This is a genomic window from Bacillus sp. AFS059628 (assembly GCF_002571225.1).
GTDB lineage: Bacteria > Bacillota > Bacilli > Bacillales > Bacillaceae_G > Bacillus_A.
In genome coordinates, this window is record NZ_NVEC01000017.1 from 88,411 (window position 1) to 109,305 (window position 20,895).

The window sequence follows — 20,895 nt, forward strand, 5'->3', positions numbered from 1 at the left end:
AGGCGAGTTCTTGCTCGCCTTTTCATTTTTTATAATTTGTAATCACCGATTGCTTGTATTGGATTTTGAAGAATCATGTTGATTAACTGATGCATGTGATTCAATATTTCTTGTATTTTCGCTTCTTCATATACGGTTTGATCATATCCAAACTTTATTGTAAGTTTCTCTTCAGGGAAGCACATAATTCCATACTTTACATGCGGCTCATCAACAACTTCGTAATCTGTGATAGCAAAATTTCTGTTTTCATTTGAAGAGAAGATAGCTTGGTTAGTTGGATAGTTTTCAAAAACCCAAAGATGGTCAGTCAACTGATTTTTTAATTCACTTTGCTTTTGTATATCAACAAATGAATAGTATGCATACTCATTACATTTCAATGTTTCTAGTTGTACTTTTTGCAGGAAATCTACAAAAGTTTGTGTTTCTGTCCATGCTAGTCGGATAGGTAAAACATTTGTGAATAGACCGAACATATTTTCAATTTCTTCTACTTCAGGAGGTCTAACTGATACGAGATTAGGTAATACTACTTCTCTCGTTCCATTGTATTTGCCAAGCAATAATCCCCATACAGCTAGTAATGCTGTATTCATAGTTATATTGTTTTTAGTTACAAATGTCTGTAACTGACTAGTTAAATCCTTATCTAAGGTTAAATCCATAAAAGTGAAGTTTAACCCTTCACTTTTAGTTGGCACTTTCTTTTTAGGAATACTAGTCTTTCGATTGTATCCTGATAAATAATCCCGCCAAAAATGACGTGCTTTCTGATGGTCTTGTGCTAAAGTCCAGTCTATGAATGTTTCAAAAGGTTTTACCATAGGTAACTCCGCCGTAGTTCCGGCATTTTTTGTTTCATAGAGCTGGAATAATTCGTCTATTAAAATGCTGACGCTCCAACCATCACATAATAGATGATGCGAACTCCAAACCACCTTATGCTCGTTATTACCTAGTTGGAATATACAGAGACGGTTCATGAGTTCATCATTTTTGAATCCTTGACTTAAATTTTCACTCATCCACTGGTCTAGGAATTCTTGCTGTTCTTGTTTCGTCATCTCAATCAAGTTTTTTATTTCTGAATTTATTTGAACATCATATAGAACAGCTTGCCAAGGTTTTGCTTGTTCATCTTGCACAATTATTGTTCTTAAAGAATCATGACGATCAACTAATTGTTGGAAACACTGAATAAAGAGTTTAATATCCAACTCCCCCTCAAGTGCCCAAATTATTTGTTCAAAATATGCATTTGTATCAGGTTCATTCGTAGCATGCTCATAAATAACTTCCTGGAAAGGTGCTAACGGGTAAATACGTTCTATTTCTATATCCGGCATTTTTTCTTGTATTTTGTTAAGTGTATGTTGATTAAGTTGTTTATCTTTAACATTTAGTAATGTAGCTTTATTATCGTTCATTATGTTTACATCATTTGTTTGTGAACTTGAAAACTGGTCTAGCTTTTTAACAAATTGAACCATGTCGCTTAATATAGGAAATGAAAATAGATTTTTTGGTTCAAGCTCAAATCCTTGTCGATACAGTCTGACGGACACTTGAATCGCTTTTATCGAATCTCCACCTAAGGCGAAGAAATGATCATTTACTCCAACTTGATCTATTTTGAGTACTTCTTGCCAAATACTAGTTAATATTTTTTCCATTTCAGTTTTTGGAGCAATAAATACTTCATTTTTTTGTTTCTCTGGAGTAGGGAGCGCTTTTCTATCTAACTTCCCGTTTGGAGTCAAGGGTAATTGTCCCAAATAAACAAAATAAGAAGGAATCATGTAATCTGGCAAGTGATCTCGCAAATGCTTTCGTAGTTCTGTTGTACTAATATTTTGCTCAGTTACCACATATGCAACTAAAAATTTTATTCCGTTCTCATCTGTTTGATCAATTACGACAGCATGTTCGACTTGTTTATAAGTTAGAAGATAATGAGAGATTTCTTCTAACTCTACTCGAAATCCTTGAATTTTCACTTGGTAATCTTGGCGGCCTAAAAATTCAATATATCCCTCAGAATGCATTTTTCCACAATCTCCTGTTTTGTATATAAGACCAAAATCAGGATGTGACACAAACGCTTCATTTGTTTTCTTTTCATCATTTAAATATCCTTTAGCAAGGCCAACTCCCCCGATATATAAATCTCCAATTACACCAACAGGGCACATTTTCTTTTCATAGTTCAACACATAATACGTTTGGTTTGCCAAGGGCATCCCGTATGGAATACTATTCCAATGTGATTCCACCTGTTTGACCGGATAATAAATTGACCAAATCGATGCTTCTGTTGCCCCTCCTAGTGAAACTACTTCTGCAATCGGAAAATGTCGTTTTATTTTTTCTGGTAAAGAAAGCGGAATCCAATCTCCACTATGTAAAACTAAACGTAAAGAAGAATGTTCAAAATGAGAACCTACTTGATCCAATGCCAAATCCATGATTGCAGGCACTGTATTCCAAATTGTAATCCCTCTACGTTCGACAGTGCGGATTAATTCTTGCATGTCTCTTGGATCACGAATCATTACCAACATTGCACCTGTGCTTAAAGCTCCAAAAATATCGTATACAGATAGGTCAAAACACATGGAAGAGATACCAATAATACGATCATCTTCATTTACCTCATATTTTTGATTTATGTCTTGAATAGTATTTGTAACCGCTTGGTGAGTAATAATTACTCCTTTTGGTTTCCCTGTACTTCCTGAAGTGTATATAATATAGGCAATATCTTCTGGACCAGCAATAGCGGGCATATCTTCTGTTGTATAAAATGACAAATGATTTTCTTCATAAAGACTAGGTTCTAATAAAAGTTTGCATGAGCTATTTTTAAAAATAAATGTTTGGCGATCTAAAGGATGATCGGGATCAATCGGAACATAAGCGGCACCTGCTTTTAAAATACCTAACATATTAACAATTGTGTCAACTCGCCTTTTTGCTAAAAGACCCACTTTGTCACCTAGACCAATGCCTTGCTCTTTTAAGAAGTGGGCAATTTGATTGGAGCGTTTATGAAGTTCCGAGTATGTTAACCATTCTTGTTCAAATACCACTGCTACTTCATCCGGTGTACGTTTTACTTGGTCTGTAAATAATTGATACAGAGTAGTTGAAGGTATTTTTTCTGTTGTTTCATTGTATTGCTTAATTAAAGTTTGATCCGATTCTTTCATCTGCAAAGATGTTATATCGCTTTGTTTCACCAATTGTTCCAATAAGTCAACAAATTGGGAAAACATTGCTTCTATTACATCAACATCAAACAACTCTTCAACATAGTTCCAGCTAATTAATAACTCTCCATTTTTTTCAATTACTACATTATCCAAATACACTTGTGGAGTCCGAGCATGAATATAGCGAAGAGAACCAAGTTGTTCCCAAGAGAAAGCACCTGCACCTGCTAACATCGAGGTGAAAACGATTGGCATAACTGCTTTTGGCGTCATTTGATGATAACGAGTAAAATCTCGAATAAAGTTAACTCCATCGTAATGACGATGTTCAAGGCCATCTAATAAAGTAGATTGCGTTTCTTTTACTCTAGTAAAGAAAGTTTGCTCTGGTTTTACATCAACATCCAATAAAATAAGCGATGTGAAATCTCCAACAATCTGTTCTACTTCATCATGAACTGGATAACGGTTAAATACAGTCAAATTAATTGCTAATCGACGTTGATTACTCCAATATGCCAACACATCACCATATATTGTACAAAGTAGAGCGGAAGGTGTTACCTCTTTCTCTTGTGCTAACTTTCGTAGCTTTGTCCATTTTTCATTGTCCATGATTTTTGTAAGTGATTGGAATTTAGGAGTAGCAATCTCTGCTGGATCCTTTTTTAACAGCAAAGAAGGTGCAAACGGAAAGTCAGGAAGCTTACTTGTCCAATAATCTTTTGCTGTTTTATATTCTTCACTTTGTTCCATTTCATCATAGATAAACATATAATCTTGAAAATCAAAAGATAGAGATTCTAATTTTTGATTTGGTTTATAATAATAATGCAACAAATCCTGTCCAACAATGTTCATGCTTGCTCCGTCCATTAATAAAGCATCGTATCGAAAACATAATAAATACGTGTCTTCTTTTAAAAGAAAGGCTTTTAATTCAAACAAAGGCCATTGCCCCAAAGGGAATACATGGTTAGTCATTCGAGAACGCTCTTCTTGTAAGCGAGCATTTTGATTCCTATCATCTAAATCTATGAGACTCACTATTTCAATCTCGTAATCAGGAACGCTTTGTAATATTTGCTGTTTTCCCTCTGGTAAAATTACAGCTCGCAACATTGGATGACGATGAATTACCTTTCGAAAACTTTTTGAAAGACGATTGATATCCAATGCTGTTTCATATTCAAAATATGTTTGAGGTGAAATACCACTTAATTCAAACTGTGAATTCCGTCCTAACATATACGCTGTCTGAACTTCTGTTAAGGAAAATGGCTTAGACAATTCTTTAACATGAGTTGGTCTACTTTCAAAGTTTTCCTCTTTATGCTCTAACTTTACACAAGAACTCAGTTGAGCGATTGTAGGGTGCTTAAAAAAATCTGTTGTACTTATTTTTAAGCAGTCTTTTCTTAGTAAATTAATTACCTGAAGTGCTTTAATGGATTCTCCTTTTAATGCAAAAAAATTATCATGAATACCGATTCCCTCAATCTCCATAACTTTTTCCCACGCACGCACTAATTTTTGTTCAATTTCATTGCGCGGGGCAACGTATGGAATTGATACATAATCCGTTTGTGTTATATCCAATAACCTTTTTCTATCCACTTTTCCATTTGGATTCAATGGAATCTCTTCTACCTGAATCATTTTTTCAGGAATCATAAACTCAGGTAATTTATCACTTAAATATTTTCTGATTTCATCAAAAGACACTTTGCTATCGGATACATAGTAAGCAGCTAATAATTTCCTATTTCCATACACTTGATCAACAACGATAACTTGGTTTACTTCTGGATATTCCCTTAATTGAGTTTCGATTTCTCTTAATTCAATCCGATACCCCCGAATTTTCACTTGATGGTCCATTCGACCTAAATATTCAAGTTCTCCATTAGGCAACCAACGAACGAGATCACCTGTATGATACATCATTTCTCCTGCCTTAAAAGGACTCGGTACAAATTTTTCATCTGTTAGTTTATTTTTACCAAGATACCCTCGTGCTACCGCTACGCCAGCAATGCAGAGTTCACCGGGAATTCCAAATGGTTTTAATTGGCCATACTTATTCAATATATAGGAATGATAATTCGGATTAGGTTTGCCAATCGTAACTTCTTTGGAAGTGCTTAAGTCTTTCACTGTTGCGCAAATGGTTGTTTCTGTGGGACCATAAATATTTAAAATTGTTGCTTCACTGATACAACGAATTTTTTCAACCAAATCAATGGAAAATGCTTCTCCTGCTAATAAAATAGATTTTAAATCTTTTAGAAAATTTGCCCCTTCTGGATCACTCAAAATCACTTCCATTCGCGATGGCGTTGATTCCCATAAATCCACCTTATGTTTTTTGACTAAATGAGCCAATTCTTTTGTTGCAAACTGCTCCTCTGTAGCAATTACTACTTTTGAACCTTGCGTTAAAGGAAGACATATTTCTAACAAGGAAATATCAAAAGATACACTAGCAAGAAACAAGAATGATTGATTATCCTTTACTTTTTCTCTCATTACATTTAAAAAATGAACTAGAGATTTTTGTTCTATCATTACCCCTTTTGGATTTCCTGTCGATCCTGATGTGTAAATAACATAAGCCAAATCATTAGGATTATGTTCTCGTACTAAATTACTTTCTTCACCTTGGAAAAGATATTCTTTATCAAGATACAGTACTTCACCCGCAAATTGTGGCAATACTTCCTCTGTTCGCTTACTAAGTAAATATTTTGCTTGACTATCTTGTAACATATATTCAATTCGTTCATTTGGATAGTTAGGATCAATTGGTAAATATGCTGCACCTGCTTTTAAAATTCCCATCATACCAATAATCATTTCTAATGACCGATCTACCATAACGCCAATAATACTTTCTTTTGAAACACCTTTACTTTGAAGAATAGAAGCCAATTGATTCGCTTTCTTATTCAATTCTCTATATGTCAAAGATTGATCATTACAAACAACAGCAATTTGATCTGGAGTTTTTAATACTTGCGCTTCAAACAAATCTTGAAATGATTGAAACAAGTCTATGCCCGTTTGAAAAGTATTCAATCCTTCTAGCAACTCTTTTTCTTCTTCTGCAATAATACAAATATCTTTCAATGCCAAATTCGGGTTTTGTGAAACTTGTTTTAAAACATAACAATACGAATTGGCAAACTGTTGCAAAGAAGAGAATGAATGGGACTTGCAAGCAATTTGAAATTCAAATTCATTATGTATTTCATTCCATTTTCTTCGTATCCATAGGGCTAAATTATTCTCTGCGTATTCTTCTAGCGAATTTTCATTATGTAATCCTTCCATCCCGATTACAATTTGAAAAGGAGTTAAATTGTGTTTAACTAATAATTCAGAGAGCGGATACTCCTGATTTTCATACCCGAATAAAGTCGTTTGTTCAATCTCATTTACTAATTGTTTAAAGGTGTGATGCGGATGGATTTCACTTCCTAAAGGAATCAACTTATTAAGATTCTCACTTTGTTCAAGATTCTTTTCAATGATAGGAATACCAATAGTAATTCTTTCTTGATCTGTATAATGTGCCAAACAAACCCTTAAAGCGGCTTGAAACCAGCTAAATAATAATAAATCTTGAGACCTACTTATTTTTTGTATATTTTTACTAAACTCTACATTCACTATGACTCGAACGTACTCACAAGGTGTTTCTTTATTTAGTTGGTAATTGCTATTAAATACAGAAAAATCGAGAACCTCAGAAGATAATTGCTCCTTCCAAAACGCTTCTACTTCTTTATTTTCATGAATCGAACTTCGATCTTTAATGTGCATTTTATCTTTATCCCCCTAATATTCATTTCTTCTACTCGTTAATTTTCAAGCCAACTTCAAGCCCATGGAGAAACACTTGGTGGTTATCCAAACATAAAAATTGCTGAATCTCTTCAAATTTCATATGACCAACTGAACAAACCCCTAAATTTAATGTCTCAGCAACCATATTTAAGGTAGCAGTGATAATGCCTGACTCAATACAAGCATATAAATATCCATCTGAACCGTATTTCGGGATGGAAGCGTTCGCATTATAAACCAAATAAACTGAGAAGGCCGATTGAGTAAATAAATCCTGATTAACTAACTCATGATCACTTTTGATTACTTGATCAATGTTGTTTACAATCACAAGACTATTTTTTGATGGGTTATAATAATAAAATCCAGCTTTCATACTCTCTATACGTTTTGGTTTTACATAAACAAAGATATCAATGGGATAGAGCCCGCCTGCACTTGCGTAATGATAGTATATTTTTTCTTCCCTAACCTGTTTTAGAGTTGATAAGAATCGGGAAAATTCTGAAAAACTAATTTGTTTTTCCATATCAAATTGACGACAAGACCTACGTTCCTTGATTATAGTGGGTAGCTCATCTGTTGTTTCAAGTTGAATTTCGGTTGACCGTGCAGCAACGTGCGTGCGATTTAATTGTTCACTCATATACTTATCTAACTCTTCTTTAGAAAAGCGAATCTGGTTGCTATATGGATTTGGAAAAATCTTTTCTTGTGAAGAAAATACTTCTCTTGGGTGTAATATGTTACTTACTAACACACGATTTTTTATCATGAGCTCTATGGTTTTTTGTGTCTCTTCTACATTTCCTAACGAAAAGCGCTCTACTAGTTCACTGATTTTCACACCTTTTTGAGCCATAAAATAAAAATCAGGAAACCACTCAGACAGAATACCTGTAAATCTCATTTCCCCTATCAAAACTTCATTATGCAACTTCTCCCAATGCTTAATCGGAGACCAGTAGTAAATTTTCTCGCTCATATAATCCTCCATAAACGTTTAACTTATTTTGAAATGCAATTTTCTAATCTACAAAAATTTTTTTAGATTCTGCTCCTTGTCTCATAGTGATTATAAATACATGCACTTTAACGAAACTTGAAAATAATGAAATAACTTTTTCTTCATTAAATTTTTTTATTTCATCATAAAAAATGATTTTTCTTTGGATATTTCACATCCTTTCCCATAGTAATCCTATAAGGTATAAACCATTTATAACATTGAGAATATTCATGTATTTCCAATGTGAAATTATTGTAATGGATTGGAGAGCGGTTGAATATAGTTATTAAATCAAATAATGTTGAGAAAGTTTTATTTATTATATCGATAAAATTTTATGATGTAATTTATTACAAATAGATTAAGAAAAGAGTTTTAAATTTTTCTTAATCAGTTAGTGTGAAGATATCACATACTATTACATACAATTGAGTTACTTACATTTCAAATTCAAAATAGAGAAAAGACACCATTAAAGGTGTCTTTTCTCTATTTTAATTCCATATACTTTTTACTCCTTTGTTATTTTTAAACGATTTGTAGGAATTAATACAACTCGAACATTTAGCTCGTTATATGTTCGAATATATAATAAACATTATATGAATTACGAATGTATTTCATATAATTTTACAAATAAACTCAAAGATATCTTCTCCCCCTACTGTCACAATAGCAATAATCTATTGCTTATTTTTTTTATTAAATTGTAATATAATTACAGTATGTGAAATTATATTACATTAACTTTAAAAACGAAGTGAGAATAACCTTTACTTCGCTTTTTTCATTTGCAATCCTTATTAACTTTGCTCAATTCAGTATTTATTTCCACACTCTTCGCTTTTATTTAATCGGTTTTTCTGATTTTAAAACAATGGAACTTAATGCAGGAACTTTAATTTTATTGTCATAGACAACATAAAGTGGTTTACTTCCCGCCTGCTTGCCATCTACTAGTACTTTCCAAGGCCCTTTCGATGGAAGTATTATTTCAACAGCTTCTCTATTTGCATTGTGAGCCACTGTAAAGTATTCATGTTTATTTCCCTCTATTGTATAAGCAACAGTATTTTTTGGAGCATCAATAAATGATACATGTGTTTTTATTTGCTCTGCAGATGTCATTCGAAAAGCTGAGTACTTTTTGCGTAATTCTATTAAGCCCTTCATATAATCTACTTCATTATTAAATGCTGCACGGCGCAACCAGTCCATTTGGTTAATTGAATCAGGAGATTTGTAACTATTATGATCACCATATTTCGTGCGCATAAACTCTTGTCCTGCATGTAAGAATGGAATACCTTGTGATGTTAATAAAATCGAAGAAGACAATTTATGCATTTGTTTTCGCACTTCTTCACTGTCATCTGGATTCGTCAACTCAAGTTTGTCCCATAATGTATGATTATCATGTGCTTCCACATAAGTTAGCACCTGCTCCGGATCTTGATAAGTAGACGAATTTTTATCGTAGTTAATGCCTGCCATAATGCCTTTTTTAATACGGTCTTCCATGTTTCCCTTTCCGTTTACAAAGCCATTTTCTTTCTCCTCAAACACACTTCCTTTTAATCCATCACGTATATTATCGTTAAAATGAGCAATCCCTTTCATTTTCTCAGCATTTTTTTGATTTGCTTTCAATTCCGCTGCAAGAGGTGTATTTAAATCCCAGCCTTCTCCATGCAATATAATAGAAGGATCAATTTGATTAACAGCTTTACGTATTTCATTCATCGTTTCATAATCATGAATGCCCATTAAATCAAAACGGAATCCGTCTAAGTTATATTCTTTTGCCCAATATGTGACCGAATCCACCATAAATTTTCTCATCATTTTTCGTTCTGAAGCTGTATCATTTCCTACTCCAGTTCCATTTGCAAATGTTCCATCTTCATTGTAACGGTAATAATAACCTGGAACTAACTTATGAAAATTAGATTCAGCAGCATTATACATATGGTTATATACTACATCCATTACAACACGAAGATTATTATCATGCAGCGTTTGAATCATTTGCTTTAATTCAGTTATTCGAACAGCTGGCTCATATGGATTTGTAGAATAGGATCCCTCTGGAACGTTGAAATTTTTCGGATCGTATCCCCAGTTATATTGTGGTTCGTTTAAATTCTCTTCATTTACTGATGCATAATCGAATATCGGTAACAACTGAACATGCGTAATACCAAGATCTTTCATATGATCAAGTCCTGTTTTCACACCTTCAGGCCCTCTTGTTCCTTTTTCTGTTACCCCTAAATACTTTCCTTTTTGTATAATACCACTTTCGGGCTGAATAGAAAGATCACGTACATGTAATTCATAAATAATAGCATCTTCCGGATTTTTAAATTTTGGCTTTTTGTTTACTTTCCATTTTTCCGGATTTGTTTCTTCTAAATCAACAACTGCCCCTTTATCTCCATTTACAGAAGCAGCACGTGCATATGGATCAACTGCTTCTGTCCACTTATCCCCAATTTTCACCTTATACGTATAAAGGAGGCCTTTTTGGTTCCCTCTAAGTTCTGCTTTCCAAGTTCCTTTTTCATCTTGTTGCATGTTTATTTCAGTACCTATTTTATCGTTCCATTTTTTATATGTAACTAACTTCGCTTCACTCGCAGTAGGAGCCCATACACGGAACTTCGTATGTTGTGGTGTATATATATTACCTAAATCGTTACCACCATAGTAAAATGAATGATCAAACCCCTCACTACGAATGACTTTACCGATTTCAGTATTCGCATCAGCTACGTTTTCGATTTTAACTTTGTATGTCTGTTTTAAATCAATTTTCTGCTCCGTAATTATTTTCACCTTATTAGTAATATTTCCACTGCTTGTATCATAAGGACTAATATTCTTAATTTTAATGCTTTCAATTTCAATTTTCCGTTCCTTAATATGAAACGGGACATTAGTTGTTACAGTAATTTCATTGAAACTATCAATAGATGCTTTTTGAATGGATAGATCCGAAGAAGGCTTAGAATTATATACTTTATCATCACCAGAAAGAATCCACACTTCAGCACGACCGTCCTTTATATTTTCAATCCAACGATCGCCACCATCTTTTTCCCAATCATTTGTACGAATGATAAATCCTACACGATTATAGTCACCATCTATATTCATTTTAGCGTACTTTCCAAATTCATCTTCACCAGTAAATTCATATGATGTACCATTCGCATTTTCTCCCCATATCCAAAGGTTCCAGTCTTTTGTATTTCCAGACTGTTCTTTGTAATGAATGATAACTTCAGTTGTTTTCGAATTTGAAACTGCCTTTACACTTTGAAAAGAGAAAACAGATGATAACATAACGATTATAGTAAGTAATAAAACTGATTTGTTAATTAATCTTTTTATCATTTGCACCACATACACCCTTTCTTTAAATGGTATGAACGTTATATTCTGCTCGTACTACATTACAGCTACTTAAATGAATCTAAAAATCTCTTTTATTTCACCCCCATATTGGCTGATTTCACATATGTATTTCAATGATCTTTTAATACGAAAACGTTTGCATTAATGTTTAAAAAAATAGGTTTGTTTATGTCTTCATATATTTGTAAATACTAAAAGATCAGGGAAATCATTATAAAGCAATCGTTTGTTATCGCTTTCATTCTATAGCACTTTCTATTAAAAGGTCAATATATTATTAATCTTCTGTTTTTATGTGCTTTAAACCTTATATATGTGTCGTAACTTCATAAAGATAGACAACCTAATTATTGCTTAGTAAGTCTATTTTCATTCATACATTGCTACATAAAAAACAGCTACTATCTTTAAAACGACAGTAGCTGTTTTTTATAATGTAATAATAAATGAATGATAACTATATTTCTAACTTACTTAATTTTTGCTGCATCAAATGCCTTTTGAACTGCTTGAACTTCAGCTGTATTTGCTCCATATTTATTCGTTGCCACTCGAATACATGCTGATCTTAATTCTTTAAAATTAGAAGTCATATTTAACTCATCTGTATTTGCATAATAGAAGATATCAAACATTTTATCTTCACCAATCCCTTTAACAGTTACTCCGTTATGAGTTCCACCTTTTGCAATAAGATACGCAACTTTATTAATAATGCTTGAATTAAAATGAACCCCACCTTGATCCCATCCATTAAAATCATTAAATTCACTGTAATCATCTGGATAAGGTACACCAAGTGAAGATGGAACAGAAGCCGGGTCTTCCATATCACGGAAAACAGATCCAGTTTGTTCTCCCATCGTCCAGTTAAAACTTCCATTATTTACGTATTTCTCAATAGATGTTCCCATAATATCAGATAGTGCCTCATTAATCGCACCAGATTCGCCGTAATATTCAAGATTAGATTCGCTAGAAGTAACAGCATGTGTAAATTCATGGCCAGCTACGTCATATGCCTTTACGATAGGATCTCCATATACAAGCATACTTCCATTATTCGCACTTAAAGCATTCTGCCAATTTTTCGGATCATTCGTATCTCCGGAATCCCAAGCATGTACAACTGAAACTACCTTTTGTCCCTTATTATCAAAGCTATTACGCTTATATTTATCTTTATAAAAATCAAATACTTTTGTTGCTAAGTAATGAGCACTTACTGCTTTTGGATCGTTAAATGTTGTCGAAGTACTAGTTGCTAATGTACCAGGATAATAGCTTTCTTCTTTCGTAATATCTCTATAATTCACATCATATGTTTCGATTCCTTGCCCTCTTGTATAATCAGCAAGAGCATATTTGCCATTACTTTGTTTAGAGATACCAAATGTACGTGATATACCTAAATCATCTTTTCCTGTTCCAGTTAATGATGTAAGATTGCTTTTTTTACTTTTCTTTAATGCTCCAACTAGTTTTTCACTTGCTTTTAAGTTAGATTCTTGTACCATATTTTTTAACATATCACCATTTTGTGCATTTATTAAATAGGTTCCGGAAACATAGTTTGGTGTTGCAGCTTCAAATGTAACCTGGTATGCATTACTAGCTTGTCCATTATTTTCATCAACAAAAATAACTTCTTTAACTTCTGGCTCAGAAATAAAATTGATATCGTTCCCGTACTTCGTATAAATATATTGTGTTGCTTCATCTTTTGATAGATTGATAGGTTTTTTCAATTCTTCTTGTTTTAAATTTTGCGCACTATCGCCTGAAACACTTTTAATAACACCGTTATTATCTACGTGTGCAGTTAATTGATGGCCATATACTTCTTTCCCTTCGTATGTTTGCTGAATACGTACAAGTGTAGTCCCATCATATGAACCACGTTTTTGAAGAACTTTATAATCTACTCCTGTTTCTCCATTGACTTGCTTTGGAGAAAGAGCTTGTTCTGTTTTCTCCTTCAGAGCATCTTTTACTACATTCTCTGGTGCTTTTTGTGACGGTTGTGTAAGTTCACCCGAACGGAACGATTCTTCCTGAATTTGAACTTGTAGTTGATCTGTTTCCTCCGCATGACCTACTCCGTATGGTGCTACTGCTGTTAAAGCTAAACCTGTTGTTAATGCTACCTTAGTTAATGTGTTTTTGTTTTTCATTTTTTCACCTCGTATAATTTTTAAAATAGAAAGCTTGTACAAAGTATACTTGCTGTTTATGTCGAAAAAAAGGGAAAATACACAATTTATGTAACATTATGCAAAATTACATAATTTAAGGACGATGATATAAATAAAGAACAACACATATAAGTGGTTAATTTCAATAAAAAAAGAGCTCCCTAAGGCGCTCTTTACATACGATTATAAATCATAAATGCATTGTGTCATTTATTAGTATATGCTCGTCTCATTAATTGTTTACTTGGTGATTTCTTTGCACATTAACCATTAAAAATCCGTTATCTAATACATTAAAATTCTTCGTTACTATTTGATTAGTAAATGAAAGAGAGAGTTAAAATAATGTAAGAAAAAAACATGATAAAAGCAAACCAATAGATAAAGATAGCACTCGACATGTATTGTGTAATTCTTTTTTTTATATAAATTTGTTTTACTTATTTACTTTTTTGGGATTAATTTGAAATTGCCCTTTCCAAGATCCAACTATTTTTCCTATTTTATTTATGTCTACATCTAATGTTAAAGGTTGTTTAAAGGAACCTTTTCCTTCAGGACCTTCAACAAATGTAATGACACCTTCTGGTCTGTCTTTATCGCGAATGCCTACATGCTCTAACTTTTTTCCTTCTGACAATAATTCGAATGGTAAATTGTCTTCACCTTGAATAAATGATAATTGTGAAAACATACCATTTCCTGTGTTAAATGCAGGATTTTCTTCTTGTTGTCCGTTTACTTTTCCATCGCTTTTTATATCTAATCCATTTGTATCAAATTCAAATGGTATTAGAGTTCCATCGGCTTTTTCAACTCTATAATGAACAGATATACGTGCATCTGCCACATATAATTCTTTAAAATGTACAGTAATCCCCTGATCTGTTATCTTCTCATCCAGAGGCATGAACTTGCCATTTGACATTCCTTCTACCTCGTTATTATTTTCATCTCTTATCCCTTCGTTGACTACCTCATCTTTAGAAACTTCATTAGCAAAGTAAGAAGCAATATTAGTTGCTGCAACTTGAACTTGTGGAATCATAGCTATAGTAAAAATACCTACCGCAGCAACCACTGTATACATTAAGCGTTTTGATTTTTTATTCACATTTGAAAATACCCCATGCTTTCTTTCTGTCGTTTTATTTACGCTAAGTACATTATTAGACTCGTTATAATTTTTAAATGTTTGCCATGCTTTTTCAACATCAATATTTATTTCTGGAGTCTCATGAGCAAGTGTTGAATTTTCCCACTGACTTAATTCCGTTAGCTCAATTAATAAATTTTGACACTCCTTACATTTGTCTAAATGCTTTATAAATTGTTTTCTTTCCTCACGGGAAAGCTCGCCATCAATAAATGATTGAATGGATCCCATTTCATAACAAGTCATTTATTTCCCCTCCATTTGTTCAAAAATTTTCCGGAACTTTAGTTTAGCTCGTGCCAACAATGTTCCAATAGACGAATCATCAACCTGAAGTACTTGCGCGATTTCTTTATATCGAAACCCTGAAAATTTCATTAATAATATCGTTCGATCTTGTTCTTTCATTTTTCGCAACACCATTTGTACTTTTGTAATTTCTTCTTTTCTAATCCATTCATCATCTAGTGACGAATCAATTTGAACTTCTTGATACTGGGTTTCTTTATCGATTCTTGCCTGATGTCTCTTTTCAGAACGAATGTAGTTATAGGCGACATAAGTAGAAGACTTTATAAGCCAAGCACGTAAATTTTCTATTGCTTTCCAATCTGAATGATACAGTTGCAAAAACACCTCTTGCGCTAATTCCTCAGCAACAGTCTGTTCTTTAATGATCCATATTATTTGTTTAACAACATACGCATAGTTTTGTTTAAACAACGCTTCAAATGTTATATGTGAAACATTCCTCTCTTCACTTTTTATTGTTTGCATGTGAATAAAACCTCTCTCTCTTTTGATGCCTGCATTATAGAGAAACCAGAATGCTCGTTTTTGTGACAAAAAAATAATATTTTTATTATGTACTATTACGTACATTCATCATATAAACAAATATTCATATTAATTAAAGGAAACTTTTTTCTCAATAACAACATAAAACCCACTCTCAACTATTTTTAAGAGTGGGTTTTATACTATTAAAAAACAATTATTTTAATACCGCTTATAATTTATACTACTTATTATTTGTTCTTTTTTATCGGCATAAATAAATCAACCTTTAATTTTCCTTCTAGGTCTTCTGCAACATTGTTCATACAAAACTCTAAATTATCCCTATCATAATCTGCACTATACTCACTATTTGGCAACCACATTGCATACAAATATTGATACACTTCACTTAATTTATGAGGTTCATCATAGAACTGATATAGAGCGTATTGACCTCCATCTACACATTTAAATTGCACATCCTGATTCGGTTCTTTTTCAAAGTTTTCAGGTACGGTAACGCACGCATCATGTCGGCACTTATGACTTGCAACAAATTCAGGATTATCTAATGAAATTCCGATAAATGATTGCTCTGGTGGATGTAGATTATTTTCATTTGCCCATTGTAGTAACTTTTCCCAATGATCTTGTGGTTCAAAGTAACTACCAGTTCGTCTTATATATGCTACTTCTAATGGTGGTAATTTTTTTATAACAACTTTCATTTACATCTTCTCCCCTATAAATATGTACACTGTTTATTTAGCTTTCTTTAATATTTATTCCTTCTTAAATAAAAAGAATTCTCTAATCACATAAATTTCAATTGAAATATAATGGATCACCTTTATTTTATAACATATATAAAAATCCCGACTAATAATGTCCTATCAATTTATCATTAAATAAATGTAAAAAAATGCTCCTATTCATTCATTTTTCATGCGTATGTATGTACATTTGTTAATTTATTCGATATATTATGTGTATTGAATGATTACGAAAAGCTTATTGGTCGCTTATACAGCACCTTATATTTTTATATCCGTGAAAACTACAAAATGTATGTAAATCCATTTGTCAAATGAATTTAATGCGGAAGGAGGTTTGTGGTTACTTCATCGGGATATAATAATCAGTTTTTTAACTGATAAAAATATAGGAGGCGACATAATGTTTCGTACAATTTCAAATTTCATGAGAGTAGCTGAGATAAGAAGGAAAATCCTTTTTACATTAGCGATGTTAATCGTTTTTCGAATTGGCACGTTTATTCCAGTTCCTCATACTAACGCAGAGGTATTAAAAGTACAAGATCAAGCTAATGTTTTAGGTATGCTAAACGTATTTGGCGGAGGAGCATTGCAACACTTCTCAATCTTTGCTGTAGGTATTACACCTTATATTACAGCTTCCATCATAGTACAATTACTACAAATGGACGTTATACCTAAATTTTCGGAATGGGCAAAGCAAGGAGAAATGGGCCGTAAAAAATCAGCTCAATTCACTCGATACTTTACAATCATTCTCGCATTCATACAAGCCATTGGAATGTCTTATGGCTTTAATAATATAGCAGGTGGACAATTAATAACAGATCAAAGCTGGACTACATACTTATTTATTGCGACAGTTTTAACTGCAGGTACTGCATTTTTACTTTGGTTAGGTGAACAAATTACTGCTAATGGCGTAGGTAATGGTATTTCGATGATTATCTTCGCAGGACTTGTAGCAGCGATTCCAAATGTTGCGAACCAAATTTATTTACAACAATTTCAAAATGCAGGTGATCAATTATTCATGCACATCATAAAGATGGTTTTAATTGGTCTCGTAATTTTAGCGATAGTTGTCGGTGTTATTTACATACAACAAGCCGTGCGTAAAATACCGATTCAATATGCGAAAGCTGTTTCAGGCAACAATCCATATCAAGGAGCAAAAAACACTCATTTACCTCTTAAAGTAAATAGTGCTGGTGTAATTCCAGTAATCTTTGCTTCTGCATTTTTAATGACGCCGCGTACAATTGCGCAGCTTTTCCCTGATTCAAGCGTATCAAAATGGTTAGTTGCTAATCTGGATTTCGCACATCCAATTGGAATGACACTTTATGTCGGTCTTATCGTTGCTTTTACATACTTCTACGCATTTATTCAAGTAAACCCTGAACAAATGGCTGAGAATTTGAAAAAGCAAAATGGATATGTGCCTGGTATTCGCCCTGGTAAATCAACAGAGCAATATGTAACGAAAATTTTATACCGTTTAACATTTATCGGTGCAATTTTCTTAGGTGCCATTTCAATTTTACCGCTCGTATTCACAAAAATTGCTACATTACCACCTTCTGCACAAATTGGTGGTACAAGCTTACTTATCATTGTCGGTGTAGCACTTGAAACAATGAAGACGTTAGAAAGTCAGCTTGTGAAACGTCATTATAAAGGGTTTATAAAGAAAGTAAATTAAGTAAAAAACACAGTTGGTTATTTTTCCAACTGTGTTTTTAATTCTACTACATTTCTTTCTCAAATAATTTCCCTTGTTTGAAATAAGACCGGAGTGTGGATCGATTAGCTAAAAATACACCAACCAAAATGAAACATGCACCTATTCCCATTGTAGGGTTTAAAGGTTCTCCTAATATAATATATCCTACTATAATAGCAATTAACGGTGATACGTATAACCACGTTGACGGGAATACAGGATTTGTTTTTGATAAGAGCCAATAATATAATCCGTGCCCACCGATTGATCCGATAAAGATAAGATATAAAATAGGCCACTGTACACTCCATGAAGCTAGTGTAGTTACATTCGGTTGTTCTACTATGGCTGAGACGATTAGTAGTAATACTCCTCCATAAAACATTTGAATACCATTTATGAGAAATGGTGATACATTTTGTAAATCCGAAAGTATTTCTTTTGAGTAAATAGAGCCTATTCCGTAAAATAACTCTCCTATTATTAAAACAAAGCAAGCGATACTCCATATGATACTTATTTCTTGGTGCATTCCTGGCAAAGAAACAAAAACAACACCTATTAGTGCAATAATTAAAGCTAGCAGTTGCTCCTTTTGTAATTTTGCCTTATTTCTCTTTGCCTGCAATAACAATATCATCATCGGTCCCGTAGCAGATAGCACAGCAGCTAGCCCTGAAGAAATATATTGTTCTGCCCAGTACAAAGTTGCGAATGTCATAAACGTTAAGCAAAAACCAGCATATATAATACGTTTTGAAAATACATGTGGCATTATTTCTTTTCGTTTTAACTTAAATATAATCATCAAGATTACTCCTGCTAAAAAGAAACGAATTCCCGCTGAAAATAACGGGGGCGTTCCTGCTTCAATTCCAATTTTTATCGTTAAAAATGTTGTTCCGAAAATAATACATACTAAAATATAATTGAAAATGATCATTTTTCTTCCTCCTTTTTACTCTTAACATGAGTATAGAAGGTATGCTGTATAACAGTGTAACTATATATATAACAGTTACCTAAAATCATAGTTGATTCTATTTATATTTTTCGCTTTAATTAAATAAAAACGAAAAAGGTGAAACCATGAAGATTGTCCTTCGTAAAGAATCCAACATACCGTATTACAGGCAAATATATATGCAAATCGTTGAAAGAGTGCAAAGTGGCATGCTTTCACATGGTGACTCACTTCCATCTTTACGCTCTATGGCTGAAGATTTACAGATTAGCCTATTAACTGTTCGTAAAGCATATAAGCAGTTAGAAAAGAAAGAATATATACGTATCCAGCAAGGAAAAGGTGCTTATATACATAAACATGTAAAGAAAGATTTCAAACCAATTCTGTATCAGTGGCAACAAACGAAAACAATTAATGTTATACGTTCTCAATACGCAATGAATCAGCACCGGAAATATTATGATTTCTCTCAAGCGATTTTATATCCTCGTTTATTGCCAAACCCATTCTTGGCAGACGAAATGCATAAAATACTTCATAAAGACCAGATGATTCTAGCAACTTACGGGCCAATTCAAGGAGATTATGAACTGCGAGTTGAAATAGCAAATTACTTACACGAACACCAGCAATTAGTGACAGATCCATCCCAATTATTAATTACAAGCGGCGCTCAACAAGGAATTGATTTAATTGCTCAAACATTATTAAAACCTGGTGATATTGTATTAGTGGAAAGTCCGTGTTATAGTGCTGCACTTGATATTTTCATCAATAAAGGTGCTCAAATTATACCTATTTCTCTTGATCATCATGGCGTTCGCTCCGACTTAATCGATGATATTTGTCAAAGTAAAAATCCCGTTTTATTGTATACGAATCCAACGTTCCAGAACCCAACAGGTACAGTAATGAGTAAAGAACGGAGAATGGAACTTATAGAACTAGCAGAGCTATATAAGTTTTTTATAATTGAAGATGATTCTTTCGGAGAAATATATTTTGAGGGCGCTACTGTCCCCTCTCCGATCAAAAATTTTGATACGAATGGCCATGTAATATATATAAAAGGATTTAGTAAAACGTTAGCACCAGGGCTACGTATCGCATCTCTTATTGCTGATGGACCTATTTTCGAATGGTTATATGCTGTAAAAGGTTCAATGGATATCGGTAGTCCTTTATTAACACAAAAAGCACTTCTACCTTTTTTACGTGCAGAACGTATGAAAAACCATTTAGAAAAATTACGTACGGCTTTACAAATTAGGCGTGATATAATGATTAATATGTTATCAACACTTAAAGAAATACACTTTGAAATACCAAATGGTGGATTTAATTTGTGGATTACACTTCCTGATTCGATTGATCCCTTTACCTTATTACAAAAAGCAAATGAAGTAGATGTCTCTTTTTTACCAGGGACAGCTTGTCTATTAAATAACGATACAAATAATAATCAATTAAGGCTTAGCTATTCTATGTTAAATGAAAAAGATATGTTGATTGGTTTAGAGAAATTACATGATACAGTACGAAACTATAAGCTATAAAAGCATATGCACAATATCTTTAAGCTAAAAAGTAAATACCCCAAAATATTTTAGTTTTGGGGTATAATGAAAAATTTTGAAAGATACTTAATCATTTTCATTCCACTTTTATTACAATCTTACCTCTAACATGTTGGCCTTCACTCAAAATATGAGCTTCTCTTACCCTTGCTTCATTAAACAGTACAACTTTACGCTACTTTTAACAATTTGTTTTAAAACTTGTCTTTCTTTTAATTCTTCAAT

10 protein-coding genes and 1 pseudogene are annotated in these 20,895 nt (G+C 33.0%); 2 read left to right on the forward strand and 9 right to left on the reverse strand.

Annotated features, from left to right (window positions below):
• Positions 1-29: 29 nt before the first annotated feature.
• From COL05_RS07680 to COL05_RS07710, 7 genes are all read right to left on the reverse strand, one after another.
• Entirely contained in the window at positions 30-7,040 is a 7,011-nt protein-coding gene (locus tag COL05_RS07680; protein ID WP_098668155.1) for a non-ribosomal peptide synthetase, read from the reverse strand.
• A gap of 31 nt (positions 7,041-7,071) precedes the next feature.
• Positions 7,072-8,049, reverse strand: coding sequence for a SagB/ThcOx family dehydrogenase (locus tag COL05_RS07685; protein WP_142337391.1), 978 nt, complete (start codon positions 8,047-8,049; stop codon positions 7,072-7,074).
• 870 nt (positions 8,050-8,919) lie between these two features.
• Complete coding sequence (gene pulA / locus COL05_RS07690; protein WP_098668157.1) at positions 8,920-11,478, reverse strand: type I pullulanase; 2,559 nt, start codon at positions 11,476-11,478, stop codon at positions 8,920-8,922.
• Between the two features lie 485 nt (positions 11,479-11,963).
• Entirely contained in the window at positions 11,964-13,667 is a 1,704-nt protein-coding gene (locus COL05_RS07695; RefSeq protein ID WP_098668158.1) for a M4 family metallopeptidase, read from the reverse strand.
• A 457-nt stretch (positions 13,668-14,124) separates the two neighbouring features.
• Positions 14,125-15,090, reverse strand: a complete 966-nt coding sequence (locus tag COL05_RS07700; protein ID WP_098668159.1) for a DUF4179 domain-containing protein — start codon at positions 15,088-15,090, stop codon at positions 14,125-14,127.
• Positions 15,091-15,621, reverse strand: coding sequence for an RNA polymerase sigma factor SigX (locus COL05_RS07705; RefSeq protein ID WP_098668160.1), 531 nt, complete (start codon positions 15,619-15,621; stop codon positions 15,091-15,093).
• A 251-nt stretch (positions 15,622-15,872) separates the two neighbouring features.
• Positions 15,873-16,352, reverse strand: coding sequence for an AraC family transcriptional regulator (locus COL05_RS07710; RefSeq protein WP_098668161.1), 480 nt, complete (start codon positions 16,350-16,352; stop codon positions 15,873-15,875).
• A gap of 448 nt (positions 16,353-16,800) precedes the next feature.
• Here COL05_RS07710 and secY point away from each other — a divergent pair, with 448 nt between their 5' ends.
• Complete coding sequence (gene secY / locus COL05_RS07715) at positions 16,801-18,105, forward strand: preprotein translocase subunit SecY (protein WP_098668162.1); 1,305 nt, start codon at positions 16,801-16,803, stop codon at positions 18,103-18,105.
• Between the two features lie 46 nt (positions 18,106-18,151).
• On the opposite strand, the gene COL05_RS07720 is transcribed toward secY, so the two are convergent.
• Positions 18,152-19,069, reverse strand: a complete 918-nt coding sequence (locus tag COL05_RS07720; protein WP_098668163.1) for a DMT family transporter — start codon at positions 19,067-19,069, stop codon at positions 18,152-18,154.
• A 146-nt stretch (positions 19,070-19,215) separates the two neighbouring features.
• Here COL05_RS07720 and pdxR point away from each other — a divergent pair, with 146 nt between their 5' ends.
• Complete coding sequence (gene pdxR / locus COL05_RS07725) at positions 19,216-20,649, forward strand: MocR-like pyridoxine biosynthesis transcription factor PdxR (protein WP_098668164.1); 1,434 nt, start codon at positions 19,216-19,218, stop codon at positions 20,647-20,649.
• Positions 20,650-20,746: 97 nt separating this feature from the next.
• Here pdxR and COL05_RS07730 read toward each other — a convergent pair.
• A pseudogene (locus COL05_RS07730) lies at positions 20,747-20,842 on the reverse strand (NADP-dependent oxidoreductase); the annotation flags it as partial.
• Positions 20,843-20,895 lie beyond the last annotated feature (53 nt).

What these genes read in the sequence shown, in the direction of transcription:
- COL05_RS07680 (WP_098668155.1), bottom strand. Translation starts at nt 7,040, where the DNA reads ATGCACATTAAAGATCGAAGTTCGATTCATGAAAATAAAGAAGTAGAA.
- COL05_RS07685 (WP_142337391.1), bottom strand. Translation starts at nt 8,049, where the DNA reads ATGAGCGAGAAAATTTACTACTGGTCTCCGATTAAGCATTGGGAGAAG.
- COL05_RS07695 (WP_098668158.1), bottom strand. Translation starts at nt 13,667, where the DNA reads ATGAAAAACAAAAACACATTAACTAAGGTAGCATTAACAACAGGTTTA.
- COL05_RS07700 (WP_098668159.1), bottom strand. Translation starts at nt 15,090, where the DNA reads ATGACTTGTTATGAAATGGGATCCATTCAATCATTTATTGATGGCGAG.
- COL05_RS07705 (WP_098668160.1), bottom strand. Translation starts at nt 15,621, where the DNA reads ATGCAAACAATAAAAAGTGAAGAGAGGAATGTTTCACATATAACATTT.
- COL05_RS07710 (WP_098668161.1), bottom strand. Translation starts at nt 16,352, where the DNA reads ATGAAAGTTGTTATAAAAAAATTACCACCATTAGAAGTAGCATATATA.
- secY (WP_098668162.1), top strand. Translation starts at nt 16,801, where the DNA reads ATGTTTCGTACAATTTCAAATTTCATGAGAGTAGCTGAGATAAGAAGG.
- COL05_RS07720 (WP_098668163.1), bottom strand. Translation starts at nt 19,069, where the DNA reads ATGATCATTTTCAATTATATTTTAGTATGTATTATTTTCGGAACAACA.
- pdxR (WP_098668164.1), top strand. Translation starts at nt 19,216, where the DNA reads ATGAAGATTGTCCTTCGTAAAGAATCCAACATACCGTATTACAGGCAA.